Source organism: Streptomyces sp. NPDC038707, from assembly GCF_040636485.1.
Classification (GTDB): domain Bacteria; phylum Actinomycetota; class Actinomycetes; order Streptomycetales; family Streptomycetaceae; genus Streptomyces.
In genome coordinates, this window is the sequence record NZ_JBEZUP010000001.1 from 168,167 (window position 1) to 185,184 (window position 17,018).

Here is a 17,018-nt window from a genome sequence, read left to right on the forward strand (position 1 = left end):
CCTATTAGAACCGACGTCAAGTAGAGTGACGCCATGCCCGCGAACGAGGGGGAGCGCGCCCGGCGCCGGCTCAGTACCGAAGAGCGCCGTGAGCAGCTGCTGTCGGTCGGCGCGCAGCTGTTCTCGGAGAGCGCCTACGACGATGTGTGGGTGGAGCGGGTGGCCGAGATCGCGGGAGTTTCGCGGGGGCTGCTCTATCACTACTTCCCCACCAAGCGGGACTTCTTCGCGGCGGTCGTGGAGCGCGAGAGCGAGCGGATGCTGCGGATGACGGCGGCCGTGCCCGGGGTGCCGGTGCGCGAGCAGCTGACGGCCGGTCTCGACGCCTATCTCGGCTATGTCGAGGACCACGCGCAGGGCTTCCGCGCCTTCCATCGCGCCGACGCGGCGGGCGACCCGGCCGTGCGCCGCGTCTACCAGCGGGCGCTGGCCGCGCAGGAGCGGCAGATCCTGGCCGCGTTCGCCGCCGATCCCGAGTTCGGGCCGATCGTCGAGGCCGCTCCCGAAGTGTGTCTGGCGGTGCGCGGCTGGCTCGCCTTCACCACCGCCGTCTGTCTGGAATGGCTGGGCGGAGAGGGCATGTTGTGCCGCGAGCGGGTGCGCGACCTGTGCGCCCGCGCGCTGCTGGGCGTCCTCGCGCAACCCTGACGACTCCGTGCGCCGGTGGGATGCGGTTGGCGCACGCCCCGGACTCAGATGAGTTAGGCAAGGCTTACCTAAGGAGGTCTCGGGATGGGTGACACACAGGACTGGACGGCCGCCCCCGGCGCGGCGGAACGGGCACGGTCGGTACTGTCCGTCGCGTGGTCGTGCGCGGTGACCGCGGACGGCATGCGCGAGGAGTACGCCGGAGCGCACACCGTGACCGAGGACGGCCGGGTGCGACTGACGGTGCCCGACGACAGCGCCCTGTTCGCCGCGGCCCTGTGCGCCCCGCGCCAGGAGCCCTCCGCCCTGCTGGAGTTCGCCGACGTCGCCCCCGTACCGGTGCGCCACCGCGTGCGCGCCCGGCTCTGGCTCTCCGGCCGGCTCGCCCTCGCGGAGGGCGACCTGATCTTCCACCCCGCCCGGGTGGTGCTCCGGCAGTCCTCCGGCCCGGTGGTCGTCGCCCTCGACGAGTTCGCCGCCGCCCGGCCCGACCCCCTCGCCGAGGCCGAGTCCCGGCTGCTCACCCACCTCGCCGACGCCCACCCCGACGCCGTCGAGCGGCTCAGCCGCCTGGTACGGCCGGAGAGCCTGCACGCCGCGACCCGGGTGGCACCGCTCGCCGTCGACCGGCACGGACTGACCCTGCGCATCGAACGCACCCGCGCCCACGGCGACGTACGGCTGCCCTTCCACACGCCCGCCGACGACGTGCCCCAGCTCACCGAGCGGATGCACGCCCTGCTGGCCCAGGCCGCCGCGACCGCCTGCCCCCGGGCGCTACAGCGGCAGCGCGCAGACGGCGACGGGTGACGCGAACGGCTCGCCGGCCGGGCTGAGACCGCCCCCGTCGGCGTCGACGTGGAAGACGGTGACCGTGCCGGAGCGCTGGTTCGCCGCGAACAGCAGCCGGCCGTCCGGGGAGAACGCGATCTGCCGGGGGAAGTCCCCGCCCACCGGCACCGTGCCCAGCAGCCGCAGCCGGGCCCCGGCCGACTCCACCGCGTACCGGGCCAGGCTGTTGTGCCCCCGGTTGGCCAGGAACGCGAACCGGCCGTTCGCCGTCACCAGGAGCTGCGCCGGATAGTTGGTGCCGCCGTCCGCTCCCGTCGGCTGCGGCGGGCCGACGCGCAGCCGGCCGGAGCGGGGATCGTAGGCGCAGACGGCCACCGTGTCGTCCACCTCGTTGGCGAGGTAGGCGTACCGGCCGCCGGGATGGAAGGTCAGATGACGGGGCCCCGCGCCGGGCCGGGTCTGCGCCCGGGCGACCTCCGTCAGTGTCCCGCGCACCGGGTCGAGACGGTAGGTGTAGACGGTGTCGGTGCCCAGGTCCACGGCGAGGACGTGCCGTCCGTCGGGACTGGTGACGAACTGGTGGGCGTGCGGCCCCTGTTGCCCCGGCCCGGGCGGCGGGGAGGTGTGCGTGACCCGGTCGGTGCGCTCGGCGAGGGCGCCCGAGGCGTCGATCGGGTGCACCGAGACGCTGCCCGAGCCGTAGTCCGCGCTCAGCAGCCAGCGGCCGGTGGGATGCACCGAGAGATGGCAGGGCCCCGCGCCGCCGGTGCTCCGGCTGCCGAGCACCCGCCGGTCCGCGAGGCGTACGGCCGTCACCGCGCCGTCCTGCCGCTCGGCCACCGCGTACAGCGTACGGCCGTCCGGGTGCACGGCGAGGTACGACGGGTCGGGTACCCCGGTGAGCGTCCCCGCCCCGGTGATCCGGCCCGACCGGGGATCGTACGACGCGACGCCGATGCCGGTGCCGCCGCCCGCCACGGAGGTGTAGGTGCCCACGTACAGGGGGCGCGGCCCGGACGGCGCACGCGGCGGGGCGGCGGGCTCCGGCGCCCTCCGGGTGTCCGGGGCGTCCGGTGACGGGACCACCCGGGCCGTGCACGCGGTGACCGCCGCCGTGCCGGCCACCGCCCCGACGAACCGGCGCCTGGTCCACCCGTCCCCGTGCTCCCGGCTGTGCGGGGAGGTCCGTGACTGCGTCTGCATGCCCCACCTCAGGTCGTCGGCCGGCCCGCTCCTGACAGGACACCTTGGCCCGCACCCGCCTTCGGGGGCAAGCCCGGGGCGCGCCTCACCGGGACCGGCTGCCGAGGCCCGCGCGGTTGCGCCACAGCTCCTCCTGGACGCCGAGCCAGTCGCGCAGCCGGGCCGGCCGGGGGAGCTTCGCCCGGTGCTCGCGGGACACCCGGTCCAGCTCCTCCAGCAGCCGCCGGGTGCGGTGCTCGGTGTTCAGCTCGTCGATGATCCTGGTCGTCTCGGTCAGTACCGCGCCCAGCAGCTGCCAGTCCGTCCAGTCCTCGGCGATCTCCTCCCGGAGCAGTTCGGCCAGCCGGTCCCGGGTGCCGGCCGCCGTGTGCAGCTCGGCCGACAGCCGGGCTTCGGCCGACTCGGCGTCCTCGCTCAGATCCGTGGTCACCAGCACCGCGAAGCTGACCACCGCGTCGGCGATCTCCGACAGCAGCTGCTCCACGGTCGCACCCACCCGGGGCGGGAACAGGTCCTTTCCGCCCCGGGCCTTCGCCAGGTCGGTGAACGAGCGGGCCAGGACCCGCAGCACCACCGTGCAGATCTCCAGCGTGTCCAGACCGGTGCGCAGCACCACCCGGTGCAGCAGCCCCTCCTTGACGCGCGGATTGAGCCGCAGACTGTCCTCCGCCTGCCGCAGCGCCGCGTCCACCCCCGTGATGTCGTGGTCCAGCCGGCGCGCCTCGTGCAGCCGCTCGGCCGCCTGCTGCCAGGGGACGCGGCCCGCCGCCTCCTCGCCCATCCGCAGCATCAGCTGGCGCACCCGCCGGGCCAGGCCCTCGATGGACCGGCCCGCCTCGTCCACCCACACGGGCGGTGGCAGCAGCAGGTTGCAGGCGGTGCCGACGGCCGCGCCGATCAGCGTCTCCACGATCCGCGCCCACGCGGTGTACCCCACCGTGGCGCCGAGCACCAGCATCGCGCTGATCGCCACCTCGGCCACGTACTCGTCCACCCGCACCAGCCGTCCCACGGCCAGCGCGGCGATGATGAGCAGCGCCAGGCTCCACCAGGTCAGCCCCACCAGCACACTGAACGCGATGGCGACCAGCACCCCGGCGACCACCGCGTTCACCCGGCGGATGCCGTTGGTCAGCGTCGCGTAGAACGTCACCTGGACGACCAGCAGCGCGGTCAGCGGCGCGGTGAGCGGGGCCGGCTCCGGACTCAGCCGGAGCGCGATGACGTAGGCGACCGACGCCGCGGCGGCGGACCGCAGCGTCTGGACGACCACCGGTTCCCGGCGACGCCTCAGCACACGCTGCAGTCCCGAGGTCCACTTCCGTACGTTGATCATCCTTTGGCCTGTTCCCGTTCCTCGGGCAGGTCGAACGTGGCCGTTCGCGGGCTGTTTCCGGCCACGGTCGTCACGGGGTGGGCCGGGCGGCCTTCACGCGTCCAGCTTGTCCAGGAACGCGAAGAGGTTGCCCCGGGTCCGGGCGATCTGCTCCTCCAGGGTCAGGCTCTCCTCGAACCGCACCCCGGACTCCGGTACCTTCCGGCCGCGCACGTACAGCGAACACGCCAGGTCGGTGCACATGTACAGCCCGACCGAGTTCCCCTCCCGGCCGGCCGTGCCCGCCTTCCGCGCGGTCATCAGCGACACCCCGCCGCCGGGATGCGTGGTCAGGCACACCGAGCACAGGCTGCGGTGCAGGAAGCCGCGCTGCGAGGACGGGAAGCGCAGGGTCACACCGACGAGCCGGCCGTCGCGTTCCGTGACCAGATAACTGCGGTCCGGAGCCCCGGAATCGCGCCAGCCGAGGAAGTCCAGGTCGCCCCACGGACGTTCACCGAGATCGCGCGGCACGGCCAGACGCTTGGCCTCGCCCTTGGAGCAGTTGACGAAGGAGGCGCGGATGTCCTGCTCGGTGAGCGGTCTCATGGGTGGTCCTTCCGGATGACGACGACGGCGTATCTGCCTAGGAACCCTAGGCAGATGACTATCGTATGTAGCCTCACAGGGGTGGGCTAATGGTTTTCCGGCAGGGCCGAGGGCTACTCGAAGTCCCCGGGCCGCGCCCGCGGCGGCCAAACCCCGGGCAGCAGCACGCCCAAGGCATAGGCCCGGGCGACCAGTTCGGTGCGGTTGGCGGCGCCCCAGCGGGCCGACAGCCGGCGCAGGTGATAGCTGACCCCGTCCCTGCTCAGACCCAGCTCACGGGCGGCCCGGTCGGTGGTGGCACCGCCGGCCAGCAGCGCCAGCACCTGCCGCTCGACCTCCGTGGTCCGCGCCGGCTCCGGCCCCGGCGCCCGCTCGCCCAGCACCCGGAGCATCACCAGCAGGGCCGGTGTCTCCTCGGCGCTGTCGCTCACCGGATCCGCGGTCAGCTCCCCGTACCGCTCCGCCCCGCCGGGCGCTTGCCAGCACACCGACACCTGGTAACGGGAGCGGTGCCGCAGCCGCAGTGCCTCCGCGATCCGCTCCACCTGGCCGGCCTCCTGGGGCCGGAACAGCTCCAGCACCTGCCGGCCGCGCAGCCCGCCCGGGGTCGTACCGCACTCCGTGGCCATCGCCGGATTCGCCAGCACCACCCGGCCGTACACATCGCACACCGCCACCGGTACCGACACGCGGTCGAACACCAGCAGCGCGCGGTTGCGCCACGTCACCGCGTCGGCCCGTCCCGCCTCCATCGCACCTCCCGGTCCGCCGGCCGCCCGCCCATCAAAGAGGAAGAGGCAGGTCAGCGGCAACTCGGGGAGCGACGGGGGCGGCAAGGCGCCCTCGGCCCCGAACGCCTCGATCACCAGCGCCACGGAGGCCGCGAGCGCGGCGGCCGGACCCGCCGCCCAGCAGGTCCCCGCCGGGTTCCGTGCCCACCCCCTCGATCGTCCGGCCGCCGCCCGGCTGGCACACCCTGGGCTCCTCGCCGCCTCCGGCAGCCGACGGTGACCGGGATCGGCCGCCGGTGGGGGCGGGTGTCTTCGGCAGGCGATCGGCCGGCGGTGGCTGGCTGCGGTTGTGGGCGGGGTGGTGTGTCGCTGGGCGGGCGGGGGTGGGTGGTGTCCTCGGCAGGCGATCGGCCGGCGGTGACCGGCTCCGGCCGCCGGTGGGGGCGGGTGTCTTCGGCGGGCGGCGGCCGGCGGTGGCTGGCTGCGGTTGTGGGCGGGGTGGTGTGTCGCTGGGCGGGCGGGGGTGGGTGGTGCCGGTTCCGGTTGTCGGCGGGGGTGGTGCCCGGGCGGGTGACTGGCGGGTGGCGGGTGGCGGTTGGCCTCGGTTGTCGGCGGGGGGCGGGGGTGGTGTCTTCGGCAGGCGGCGGGCGGCGGTGGCTGGCTGCGGCTGTGGGCGGGGGAGCGGTGTGCCGCCGGGCAGGCGGACGGCGGGTGGTGACCGGTTCCGGTCGCCGGCGGGGGGCGATGGCCGGGCGGGCGGCGGTCGGTGGTGATCGGCGCGGACGGCCGGCGGACTCGGCACGCGGTAGGTGACGGCCGGCTGCGGTCGGACACCGGGTGGGGCGGCCCGGTCACACAATGGTGGCGCAAGGGCCGTCTACGACTTTCCACTACACGATCGTGTAGTGCCGTGGCACGGGTCCGGGCCGCCCGTCGACCACCCTGGACCGCAGGAGTCCGTTCTCGCGAAAGGCAGTTGTCGCGCATGCCCCCCACCACACTGCACTCCGAGCCCGCCGCAGCCCTGCCCGGCGTCCCCCTCGTCGACATCACCGCCACCGGCCCCGGCCGCACCCCCATCCAGCAGCTGATGGAGCTGATGGGGGAGCACGGCCCGGTGCTGGTGCGCCGGCTGCACGGCCGGGACGCCCTGTTCGTCGCCGACGCGGACCTGGTCGCCGACCTCGCCGACGAGGAGCGGTTCGCCAAGCACGTCGGACCCGCCCTGGAGAACGTCCGCGAGTTCGCCGCCGACGGCCTGTTCACGGCGTACAACGACGAGCCCAACTGGGCCAAGGCGCACGACATCCTGATGCCCGCCTTCGCGCTCGGCTCGATGCGCACCTACCACCCGGTGATGCTGAAGGTGGCCCGCCGCCTCATCGACTCCTGGGACCGGGCCGCCCGGGACGGCCGGCCCGTCGACGTGCCCGACGACATGACCCGCATGACGCTCGACACCATCGGACTGGCCGGCTTCGACTACGACTTCGGCTCCTTCGAACGCGCCGAGCCGCACCCCTTCGTGGAGTCGATGGTCCGCTGCCTGGAGTGGAGCATGACCCGCCTGGCCCGCACCCCCGACGGCGACCACACGGCCGCCGACGCCGCCTTCCGGGCCGACGCCGGCTACCTCGCCCAGGTCGTGGACGACGTGATCGCCGCCCGCACCGGCACCGACCAGAGCGGCGCCGAGGACCTGCTCGGGCTGATGCTCAGCGCCCCGCACCCCGCCGACGGCACCACCCTGGACCTCGCCAACATCCGCAACCAGGTCATCACCTTCCTGATCGCCGGCCACGAGACCACCTCCGGCGCCATGTCCTTCGCCCTGTACTACCTCGCCAAGCACCCCGCCGTGCTCCGGCTCGTCCAGCGCGAGGCCGACGCGCTGTGGGGCAGCGACCCCGACCCCGAGCCGACGTACGACGACATCGGCCGGCTCGCCTACACCCGGCAGGTCCTGGGCGAGGCGCTGCGGCTGTGGCCGACGGCCGCCGCGTTCAGCCGGCACGCCCGCGAGGACACCCTGCTCGGCGGCCGGATCCCGCTGCGCGCCGGCCAGGCCGTCACCGTCCTCACACCGATGCTGCACCGCCAGGCCGTGTGGGGCGACAACCCCGAGCTGTTCGACCCCGAGCGATTCACCCCCGAGGCCGAGGCGGCCCGCCCGGTGCACGCCTACAAGCCGTTCGGCACCGGTGAACGCGCCTGCATCGGGCGACAGTTCGCGCTGCACGAGGCGACCATGCTGCTCGCCCTGCTGGTCCACCGCTACCGGCTGCACGACCACACCGGCTACCGGCTCACCGTGAAGGAGACCCTCACCCTCAAGCCCGAGGGCTTCACCCTCACCCTCACCCCGCGCACCGCCGCCGACCGGGCGCACGCCCCGCTGCCCGGCACCGCCCCCGCGCCCGCCCAGGACTCCCCGGCCGCGGACACCCTCCCGGCCCGGGTCCGCCCCGGCACCCGCGCCCTGTTCCTGCACGGCAGCAACTACGGCACCTGCCGCGACTTCGCCGCCCGGCTCGCCGACGAGGCCGCCGCCGTCGGCTGCGCCACCGAGGTCGCCGCGCTCGACGCCTACGCGGACGGCCTGCCCACCGACCGGCCCGTGATCATCACCGCCGCCTCCTACAACGGCCGCCCCACCGACGACGCCACCGCCTTCACCGCCTGGCTCGACGGCACCCCTGACCTGACCGGCGTGACCTACGCCGTCCTCGGCGTCGGCGACCGCAACTGGGCCGCCACCTACCAGCAGGTCCCCACCCGCGTCGACGCCCGCCTCGCCGAACTCGGCGCCACCCGGCTCACCGAGCGCACCGCCGCCGACGCCTCCGGCGATCTCACCGGCGCCGTACGGGAGTTCACGGACCGGCTGCGCACCGCGCTGCTCGCGCGGTACGGCGACCCGGACGCCGGGCCCGGCACCCCGGAGGAGCCCGCCCACGCCTACGCGGTGCGCACCCTGACCGGCGGCCCGCTGGACGCCCTCGCCGAACGGCACGGCCTGGTCCCGATGACCGTCACCGAGGCACACGACCTCACCGCGCCCGGCCACCCCCGCACCAAGCGGTTCCTGCGCATCGCCCTGCCCGAGGGCGTCACCTACCGCACCGCCGACCATCTGACCGTGCTGCCCGCCAACGCCCCCGGACTGGTGGACCGCGCGGTCGCCGCGTTCGGCCTCGACCCCGACGCGGTCCTGGACATCCGGGCCACCCGCCCGCGCCGCGACAGCCTCGCCGTCGACCGGCCGCTGACGGTACGCGAACTCCTCACCCATCACGTCGAGTTGCAGGAGCGGCCGACGGACCGGCAGCGGGCCCTGCTCGCCGAGGCCAACCCGTGCCCGCCCGAGCGCGCCGCCCTCGCCGCCCTGACCGGCGACGACCCGCGCACCCTGGTGGAGCTGGCCGAGGACCACCCCGCGCTGCGCGGCGCCCTCGACTGGGCCGTGCTGCTCGACCTGCTCACCCCGCTGCGCCCCCGGCACTACTCCATCTCCTCCGCGCCCGCGGCCGACGCCCGCCACGCCGACCTCATGGTCTCCGTGCTCGACGCCCCGGCACGCTCCGGCAGGGGTCGCTACCGGGGCACCGGCTCCGGCCATCTCGCCGCCCTGCGGCCCGGGGACACCGTGTACGCCCGGGTCCAGCCCTGCCGCGAGGCGTTCCGGATCGACGGCTCGACGCCGGTCGTGATGATCGCCGCGGGCACCGGCCTCGCGCCGTTCCGGGGTGCCGTCGCCGACCGGCTGGCCGCCCTCCGCTCGGGTGCCGAACTGCCGCCCGCGCTGCTGTACTTCGGCTGTGACGCGCCCGACGCCGACTATCTGCACGCCGACGAACTGCGGGCCGCCGAGCGGGCCGGCGCGGTCGCGCTGCGGCCGGCCTTCAGCGCCGCCCCCGTGCACGGCGCCGCCTTCGTCCAGCACCGCATCGCCGCCGAAGCGGGCGAGGTGTGGCGGCTGCTGGGCGCCGGGGCACGGGTGTACGTGTGCGGCGACGGCGCCCGCATGGCACCCGGAGTCCGTGCGGCGTTCCGTACCCTGTACCGGGAACACACCCCCGGCGCCGACGCGGCAGCGGCCGAGCGGTGGCTCGACGCGCTGATGGCGGACGGACGGTACGTGGAGGACGTGTACGCGGCCGGCTGAGCCCGACCACGGGGGAGGGGCACGGTGGCAGACGCCGGAGCGGGTACCGGAGGGCTCGCCGGACCGGGCCCCGGCGCCCGGCTTCCTCCCCCGGCCCTGCTGGAAGACATCCCGCGTTCCGCTTAGCTCATAGCGTGAACTAAGGCGTGGGGTAATGTCGCGCCCCGCTGCCCGAAGGGGTATGTTGCAGGTCGGGCACGGTTCGTGAAGGGAGCCACATGGCGGGGCGCAACGGGCGCACGGTACGCGACCTGAGACGAGGCAACCGCACGGCGGTGCTCCAGCGACTGTACTTCGACGGCCCGCTCAGCCGATTCGAGCTGGGCCCGGCCACCGGCCTCAGCTCCGGCTCGGTCAGCAACGTGGTCGCGGACCTGATCGCGGACGGCCTGGTCGAGGAGGCCGGCAGCGTCGACTCCGACGGCGGCCGGCCCCGCACCCTGCTGCGGGTCGCCCCGCACAGCGGACAGATGATCGGCGTCGACGTCGGCGAAACCCGTGTACGCGTCGAGCTGTTCGACCTCGCGCTGAGCGAACTGGCCCGGGTGGAACGGCCGCTGACTCCGCAGGGCTACGACGTCGACGTCATCGCCGGTCACATCCGCGACGGCGTCGCCGAGGTCCTCACCGCCGGACAGGCCGCCCCCGAACGGCTGCTGGGCGTCGGCGTCGGCGTCCCCGGCATCGTCGAGCACACCCCGGACCGGGGCGCCGTCGTCCACGGCCAGACCATCGGCTGGGACGCCGTCCCGCTGGAGCGGCTGCTGCGCTCCGCCTCCCCGCTCCCCGAAGGGGTGCCGTACCTCATCGACAACGGCGCCAAGACCCTCGGCCAGGCCGAGATGTGGTTCGGCGCCGGGCGCGGCGCCCGCAACGCCGTGGTCGTCCTCTTCGGCTCCGGTGTCGGCGCCTGCCTGGTCACCCCCGAGGTGGAACACGGGCGGGCCGTGGAGTGGGGCCATCTGACGGTACGGGTGCGCGGCCGGCGCTGCCGCTGCGGTGCCCCCGGCTGCCTGGAGGCGTACGCCGGCGCCGAGTCGCTGCTGGCCCGCTGGCGCGAGGAGGGCGGCCGGCCGCCCGAGGACACGGACGAGGAGACCGCGCTCACCGCGATGCTCGCCGCCGCGTACCCGCCCGAGGGCACCGCGCCGGACCCGGTCGCGCTGGCCGTCCTGGAGGAGACCGCCGAGTATCTCGGCGCCGGCCTGTCCGACCTGATCAACCTCTTCCAGCCCGAGCGGATCCTGATCGGCGGCTGGGCGGGCCTCCAGCTGGGCACCCGCTTCCTGCCCGCCGTCCGTCGGCACGCCGCGACGTACGCCCTGCGGCACCCGGGCGACCAGGTGACCATCGACCTGGGGCGGCTCGGCCCGGACGCGGTCACCGTCGGCGCCGCGATCCTCCCGCTGGCCGACTTCTTCGCCAGCGGCGGCCGCCGCCCGGAACCGGCCACCGAAACGCCGCCGCCCGCCTGGCACACGGCCCTGCGGGGGCGCGCCCCGCACTGACGGGGGGCAGTCGGTTCACGTGGCCGGGGCCGCGCCCGGCAGCACCTGCCCGGGCCTGCCCCTACCCCGGTGACTCGTCCGGGCCGGGATGTTCCGGGTGCACCGCGCCGGTCCGGGGCGCTCCCCGGCGGCCCGTGCCGGCCTCGTCCGTGTCCGGCACGGTCGTGTCCGGCGCGGCGTCCTGACCGCCCTCGCCGGGCGTCTCGCCGGGCGTCTCGTCGGCGGGCCGCTCCGGGGTGGCGACGTCCCACCGGCCGTCCTCGGCGCCGGTCTGCTGGTCGGGCATTTCCCTGGGCACCGGCCGCTGCCCGTCGTCGGACCCTGGTTCCCGCACTGCCATGACGTGTCTCCGCTCCTCCGGCGGGCCCGGAAGCCCGCTCAGCCGACCTTCCGTCCCCGCATCGGCTCGGTCTCCATCCCGCCGCCCTGCCGCAGGCCCGCCAGGAACTCCTGGATCACCTCGGTCGCCGTACGCCGGGGACGCCAGCCCAGTTCCGTGTGGGCCCGGGCGCAGTCCATCAACGGCAGCCGCAGCACGGCGTCGAACAGGTGCGGGGAGGCGGGCAGCAGGTGCAGCCCCCAGGCGGCGGCGATCGCCGAGCGGGCCGCCGTACGCGGCAGCCGGAACGGCCGGGAGCCGAGCAGCTCGGCGAGGACGCCGGCGTCCAGCGGGGGATCGGCGGCCAGGTTGAAGGCGCCCCGGGCGTTGTCCGAGCGCACCGCGAGCCGGTAGGCCTCGGCCGCGTCGTCGGTGTGCAGGGCCTGCACCCGCAGTCCCGGGATGTCGGGCAGGAACGGCAGCGACTCCGGCCGGGCCAGCGGACCGGGCAGGAACCGCCCCCCGAAGATCCGCCGCTGCTCGCTCGCCGACTGCCACTTGAACAGGAACGCCGGGCGCATGCGCACCACCCGTATCTCGGGGTGGTCCCGCTCGAACACGTCCAGCGTGCGCTCCAGATAGGCCTTCTCCCGGCAGTACGCGGCGTCCGGCCAGCCGTGGGTGGGCCAGGACTCGTCCACCGCGCGGTCCTTCGGCCCCGGCGAGTAGGCGCCGACGGAGGAGGCGTGCACCAGCACCGGCACCCGGGCCGCGGCAACCGCCTCGAACACCCGGATGCTGCCCAGCACATTGGTCCGCCAGGTGCTGACCGGGTCGTGCGTCGGCTGGAACGCCCAGGCGAGATGGATCACGGCGTCCGCGCCCTCGAACCGCTCGGCGAGGTCCTCCCGGTCCGAGCCCAGGTCGACGGCGGACCACTCGGTCTTCGGCGGCGCCCACTCGGGCGTCCGCCGGGCCAGCCCGTGCACCGATCCGACCTCGGGGTCCTCGGAGAGCAGGCGCACCACACTGGTCCCGACATTGCCGGTGGCACCGGTCACGACCACCCTGCTGCCCGCTGAACTGCTCACCCTGGGCTCCTCTCCTCGACACGGCGGGGCTGCGACGAGCGCCCGGGTACCCGGACACCCGGCACGCACACGCGGCGCGGCGGCGGCCTCCTCGCCCCGGCTTCCCGCCGTTCCGGCAGGTGGGCCCCTTATCGCGTTGTGGCCCCGAGGAGCACGGACATAGGGTCACCGGCATGTCCCTACGTCTTCGTATGCGTCAGGCCCTGCCGGAAGCGATGCGTGCCCGTGACAAGGCCGCCGTGAGCGCCCTGCGCGCGACCCTCGCCGCGCTGGACAACGCCGAGGCGGTGCCCGTGGACGAAGCCGCACCGCGGGGCGTGGCCATCGAGCAGTCGCCGGTCGGCGCCGGCACCACCGAAGCCGAACGGCGCGAGCTGAGCGAGCCCGACGTGATCGACGCCGTGCGCGCCGAAGCCGCCGAACGACTGGCGGCGGCCGAGCAGTTGACGGCACCGGCACACGCGGACCGGGCCGCGCGGCTGCGCGCGGAGGCCGCCGTACTGCTCGGGTTCCTCGACGGCCCCGAACCCGCGAGGACCGCACCGCGGTGACGTCCCGGCCGAAGCGTTCCACGTCGGGAACCGGCCCCGCAAGACGAACTCGCGTCACCACCGGGGCCGGGTCGGCCCGCCCCTCCTCGTGCCACGGTCACCGGCGGCGGAACCGACGCCACAGGGACGCGCACCGCGTGGTGGGGGCCGGCCGGGTGCGCACGGAGGGCCGGGCCGGGGGCAGCGGCAGCCGGGTCCGGCGGACGTAGGCCTTCCAGTCCTCGTACACGCCGGGCGCGAGGACGACGGCGAGCAGTATCACGGGGATCACGACGGCGGACAGCACGGCGACGACTCCTTCCTCGCGGCCAGCGGCTCACAGACGGTCCGGTTCCGCCACCTCCACCTGGGCCGGCCGCAGGAGCTGATCGCCGACCCGGTAGCCGGGGCGCAGGACGACGGCGCAGACGGGCCGGGGGACGTGGGGGGAGCGGGCGCAGGAGACGGCCTCGTGCAGGGCCGGGTCGAACGGATCGCCCGGCGCGCCGAACGAGCGCAGTCCCAGGGCCGCGAGCCGGCTCTCCAGCACCTCGGTCACCCGCTGGAAATCACCGGTGACCTCTCCCCGCGCACGGGCCTGGCCGATGGCGTCGAGGACGGGGAGGAGCCCGGTGAGCACGTTGGCCACGGCTATCTCGCGGACCGCCAGGCGGTCGCGGCCGACCCGCGCGCGGTAGTGGTCGTACTCGGACGTCACGCGGTGCAGCTCCGCCGCGCACTCGCGCAGCCGGGTGCGCAGCAGGGCGGACTCGTCACCGGCCGGGGCCGACCGCGGGGCGGGCTCCACGTCGCCGCGGCGGCGGGGCTCCAGACTGCTTCCCGGACCGGACCGCCGGGTGTCGCCGACGACCGACAGCGAAGGCCTGCCCCGGCGGTCGGTGCCGCTCGGACCGGTCATCCGGCACCGTCCTGCCGCTTGTCCTCGTCGACGATCTCGGCGTCGACCACGTCGTCGTCCGGGCCGCCCGCACCGGACCCGCCACCGCCCGCGGCGCCGGCGCCCGCACCGCCGCCGGCCGCCTGCGCGCCCTGCGCCTGCTGCGCCTGGGCGTACATGGCGGTGCCCACCTTCTGGGCGGCGGCGGTGACCTTGTCCGTGGCCTCCCGCAGGGCCGAGCCGTCCGCCGGCTCCGCCTTCAGCGCCTGCTTCAGCTCCGCCAGGGCGCCCTCGACCTCGCCCCTGATGTCGGCGGGGATCTTGTCGGCGTTGTCGGTCAGGAGCCGCTCGGTCTGGTAGGCGACCTGCTCGGCCCGGTTGCGGGTCTCGGCGGTCTCGCGCCGCAGCCGGTCCTCCTCGGCGTGCTGCTCCGCCTCCCGCATCATGCGGTCGATGTCGTCCTTCGGGAGCGAGGAGCCGCCGGTGACGGTCATCTTCTGCTCCCTGCCGGTGCCGAGGTCCTTCGCCGCGACGTGCATGATGCCGTTGGCGTCGATGTCGAAGGAGACCTCGATCTGCGGCACGCCGCGCGGCGCCGGCGGCAGACCGGTCAGCTCGAACATGCCCAGCCTCTTGTTGTACGCCGCGATCTCCCGCTCGCCCTGGAAGACCTGGATCTGCACCGACGGCTGGTTGTCCTCCGCCGTGGTGAAGATCTCCGAGCGCTTGGTCGGGATCGTGGTGTTGCGCTCGATCAGCTTGGTCATGATGCCGCCCTTGGTCTCGATGCCGAGGGACAACGGGGTGACGTCGAGCAGCAGGACGTCCTTGACCTCGCCCTTGAGGACACCGGCCTGCAGAGCCGCGCCGACGGCCACGACCTCATCGGGGTTGACGCCCTTGTGCGGGTCCTTCCCGGTCAGCTCCCGTACGAGACCGGTCACCGCCGGCATCCGGGTCGACCCGCCGACCAGGATGACGTGGTCGATGTCGGACACCTTGATCCCGGCGTCCTTGACCGCGTTGTGGAACGGGCCCTTGCACCGCTCCAGCAGATCGGCGGTCAACTGCTCGAACTGGGCGCGGGTGAGCTTCTCGTCCAGGTGCAGCGGGCCCTCGGCGGACGCCGTGATGTACGGCAGGTTGACCGAGGTCTCCGAGGACGACGACAGCTCGATCTTCGCCCGCTCCGCCGCCTCCCGCAGCCGCTGCACCGCCATCTTGTCCTTGGCCAGGTCGACGCCGTACTGGTTCTTGAACCGCTGGACCAGATGGTCGACGACCCGCTGGTCCCAGTCGTCGCCGCCGAGCCGGGTGTCGCCGTTGGTGGCCTTGACCTCGACCACGCCGTCGCCGATCTCCAGCAGGGACACGTCGAAGGTGCCGCCGCCGAGGTCGAAGACGAGCACCGTCTGGTCGTTCTCCTTGTCCAGGCCGTAGGCCAGGGCGGCGGACGTGGGCTCGTTGATGATCCGCAGCACCTTCAGGCCGGCGATCTCCCCGGCCTCCTTGGTCGCGGTGCGCTGGGAGTCGTTGAAGTACGCCGGTACGGTGATGACCGCGTCCGTGACGTCCTCGCCGAGGTACGCCTCCGCGTCCCGCTTCAGCTTCTGCAGCACCCGCGCGGAGATCTCCTGCGCCGTGTACCGCTTGCCGTCGACGCTCCCGGTCTCCGGGAACCTCCACTGGGCGTCACCCACGTGCCGCTTGACCGAGCGCACGGTGCGCTCCACGTTCGTCACGGCCTGGCGCTTGGCGACCTCGCCGACCAGCACCTCGCCGTTCTTGGCGAACGCCACCACCGACGGGGTGGTGCGGGCACCCTCCGTGTTCGTGATGACGGTCGGCTCGCCGCCCTCCAGGACCGACACCACCGAGTTCGTCGTGCCGAGGTCGATTCCTACCGCGCGTGCCATGCCCTCCTCCTCCCTCCGAGGTCCAGACCCGGCGCGGACACACGTCACTGGGAGCCTGGACGCAGTCCCTCGTCCAGGTTGTCAAGAAATGCGGGTTTCCACCTCTTCGCAGGCTTTTACGGAGGGCGGTGACCGGGGAGGCGGGCCAGGCCGGAAGGAGGAGAGCCGGTCCTCCTGCGAACCCGGGGGCGCCCCGGCCTGCCCGCCCGCTGTGCGGCCCCCGCTGGGCGGGCCGTCTCGCCGCCCGCGGGCCCGACCCCGTCTCGCCCGGCCCGGCCGCGGCTCACCACGCCCCGTGAGCGCTGCCGCGCCGACCGGCATGCCGCACCGCCGCTGGACGCGGACACCCGCGAGCGGCCCCGGGACAGCCCGGCGGGCGCCGCGCCCCCGGCGAGTCCTGCACCCGCCGGACCACCACCGTGCGCCCCGCGGCCCGCTCAGCCGGCCTGCGGCAGCCCGGTGGTCGAGGCCACGGTGAACCGGGCGCCGTCGGGGTCGCGCAGGACGGCCTCGTGCGCGCCCTCCTCGAGGACGCTGCCGCCGTGCCGCTCCGCGGCCCGTGCGCAGCCCGGCACGTCGGCCACCAGGAAGGTGACCTGCCAGTGCGGCCGTACCGAGGGGTCGGGAGCCGTGTCCGACTCGCCCGATTCGACGCGCGCGACGACCAGGCCCTGGCTGCGCAGCAGCACCTCGTCGGCCTCGTACTCGACCTCGCAGCTGCCGGGGCGGCCCGAGGCCCAGTCGAGGACGCCGCCGTAGAACAGGGCGGCGTCGAAGGCGTCCCGGGTGTGCAGGGTGAGGACGGTCGGTGCCGCGCGCCGCCAGGCGTCCCAGCGGCCGAACAGCTCACCCTCCCAGATGCCGAAGGTGGCCCCGTGCCGGTCGGACAGGAGCGCCGCGCGCCCGGGCGGCAGCCGCAGCGGGCCGACGCCCGCCGTGCCGCCGCGCTCCCGGGCCCGCGCCGCGGCCACGTCCGCGTCGGGGACGGCGAAGTACGGCGTCCAGGCCACCCCGGTCTGCCGCAGCGCGGGCAGGACGGCGATCCCGGCGACCGGCACCGTGTCCGCCAGCGCGATGCGGAAGTGTTCGCCCACGGTGGCCGGGCGCCACCGCCAGCCGAGCACCGCGCCGTAGAAGCGCTGGGCCGCCTCCAGGTCGTGGCTGGTCAGGCTGACCCAGCAGGGTGCCCCGCACACGGAGGCCGTGGAGAGGGCATCCGTGGCCCCGGGGGACTGTGTGTTGCCGTGATCCATGGCCATCGCGCCCGGCCTCCTGTGTCCCAACCGCCAGCGC

The 17,018-nt window shown here is 74.8% G+C and carries 15 protein-coding genes; 5 read left to right on the plus strand and 10 right to left on the minus strand.

Annotated elements, in window-relative coordinates; all coding sequences use genetic code 11:
- Positions 1-33 precede the first annotated feature (33 nt).
- On the plus strand, positions 34-648 hold the full coding sequence (locus tag AB0E62_RS00915) for a TetR/AcrR family transcriptional regulator (RefSeq protein WP_362186045.1): 615 nt from the start codon (positions 34-36) through the stop codon (positions 646-648).
- 84 nt (positions 649-732) lie between these two features.
- On the plus strand, positions 733-1,458 hold the full coding sequence (locus AB0E62_RS00920; RefSeq protein WP_362186048.1) for a DUF2470 domain-containing protein: 726 nt from the start codon (positions 733-735) through the stop codon (positions 1,456-1,458).
- Here the strand turns inward: AB0E62_RS00920 and AB0E62_RS00925 are convergent.
- The 4 genes from AB0E62_RS00925 to AB0E62_RS00940 all read right to left on the minus strand — a co-directional run bounded on the left by AB0E62_RS00925 (position 1,426) and on the right by AB0E62_RS00940 (position 5,319).
- Positions 1,426-2,643 carry a lactonase family protein gene (locus AB0E62_RS00925; RefSeq protein WP_362186051.1) on the minus strand — a complete coding sequence of 406 codons (1,218 nt, stop codon included), beginning with the start codon at positions 2,641-2,643 and terminating at the stop codon, positions 1,426-1,428. The genes AB0E62_RS00920 and AB0E62_RS00925 overlap by 33 nt on opposite strands.
- Before the next feature lie 85 nt (positions 2,644-2,728).
- The gene (locus tag AB0E62_RS00930; RefSeq protein WP_362186054.1) at positions 2,729-3,979 is read right to left on the minus strand and encodes an FUSC family protein; all 1,251 of its coding nucleotides are present in this window, start codon (positions 3,977-3,979) and stop codon (positions 2,729-2,731) included.
- Positions 3,980-4,072: 93 nt separating this feature from the next.
- The gene (locus AB0E62_RS00935; protein WP_362186057.1) at positions 4,073-4,567 is read right to left on the minus strand and encodes an FBP domain-containing protein; all 495 of its coding nucleotides are present in this window, start codon (positions 4,565-4,567) and stop codon (positions 4,073-4,075) included.
- Positions 4,568-4,680: 113 nt separating this feature from the next.
- Positions 4,681-5,319, minus strand: coding sequence for a PAS domain-containing protein (locus AB0E62_RS00940; RefSeq protein ID WP_362186907.1), 639 nt, complete (start codon positions 5,317-5,319; stop codon positions 4,681-4,683).
- A gap of 964 nt (positions 5,320-6,283) precedes the next feature.
- Here AB0E62_RS00940 and AB0E62_RS00945 point away from each other — a divergent pair.
- Positions 6,284-9,463 (plus strand): cytochrome P450, encoded by a 3,180-nt coding sequence (locus AB0E62_RS00945; protein WP_362186060.1) that lies wholly within the window; start codon positions 6,284-6,286, stop codon positions 9,461-9,463.
- Between the two features lie 218 nt (positions 9,464-9,681).
- The gene (locus AB0E62_RS00950) at positions 9,682-10,971 is read left to right on the plus strand and encodes an ROK family transcriptional regulator (protein ID WP_362186063.1); all 1,290 of its coding nucleotides are present in this window, start codon (positions 9,682-9,684) and stop codon (positions 10,969-10,971) included.
- Positions 10,972-11,032: 61 nt separating this feature from the next.
- Here the strand turns inward: AB0E62_RS00950 and AB0E62_RS00955 are convergent, their stop codons facing one another.
- Both AB0E62_RS00955 and AB0E62_RS00960 read right to left on the minus strand, forming a co-directional pair.
- On the minus strand, positions 11,033-11,311 hold the full coding sequence (locus AB0E62_RS00955) for a hypothetical protein (protein ID WP_362186066.1): 279 nt from the start codon (positions 11,309-11,311) through the stop codon (positions 11,033-11,035).
- Positions 11,312-11,349: 38 nt separating this feature from the next.
- Positions 11,350-12,381: an SDR family oxidoreductase gene (locus AB0E62_RS00960; protein WP_362186068.1), complete on the minus strand. Its 1,032-nt coding sequence runs from the start codon at positions 12,379-12,381 to the stop codon at positions 11,350-11,352.
- 215 nt (positions 12,382-12,596) lie between these two features.
- On the opposite strand from AB0E62_RS00960, the gene AB0E62_RS00965 reads away from it, so the two are divergent.
- Positions 12,597-12,932, plus strand: coding sequence for a hypothetical protein (locus AB0E62_RS00965; protein WP_362186910.1), 336 nt, complete (start codon positions 12,597-12,599; stop codon positions 12,930-12,932).
- A 97-nt stretch (positions 12,933-13,029) separates the two neighbouring features.
- Here the strand turns inward: AB0E62_RS00965 and AB0E62_RS00970 are convergent, their stop codons facing one another.
- From AB0E62_RS00970 to AB0E62_RS00985, 4 genes are all read right to left on the minus strand, one after another.
- Positions 13,030-13,218, minus strand: coding sequence for a hypothetical protein (locus tag AB0E62_RS00970; RefSeq protein ID WP_362186071.1), 189 nt, complete (start codon positions 13,216-13,218; stop codon positions 13,030-13,032).
- A gap of 30 nt (positions 13,219-13,248) precedes the next feature.
- Positions 13,249-13,830 carry a nucleotide exchange factor GrpE gene (gene grpE / locus AB0E62_RS00975; RefSeq protein ID WP_362186074.1) on the minus strand — a complete coding sequence of 194 codons (582 nt, stop codon included), beginning with the start codon at positions 13,828-13,830 and terminating at the stop codon, positions 13,249-13,251.
- Positions 13,827-15,725 carry a molecular chaperone DnaK gene (gene dnaK / locus AB0E62_RS00980; RefSeq protein WP_362186077.1) on the minus strand — a complete coding sequence of 633 codons (1,899 nt, stop codon included), beginning with the start codon at positions 15,723-15,725 and terminating at the stop codon, positions 13,827-13,829. Before dnaK ends, grpE begins: the two co-directional genes overlap by 4 nt.
- 437 nt (positions 15,726-16,162) lie before the next feature.
- On the minus strand, positions 16,163-16,978 hold the full coding sequence (locus AB0E62_RS00985; protein ID WP_362186912.1) for a VOC family protein: 816 nt from the start codon (positions 16,976-16,978) through the stop codon (positions 16,163-16,165).
- Positions 16,979-17,018: the final 40 nt, after the last annotated feature.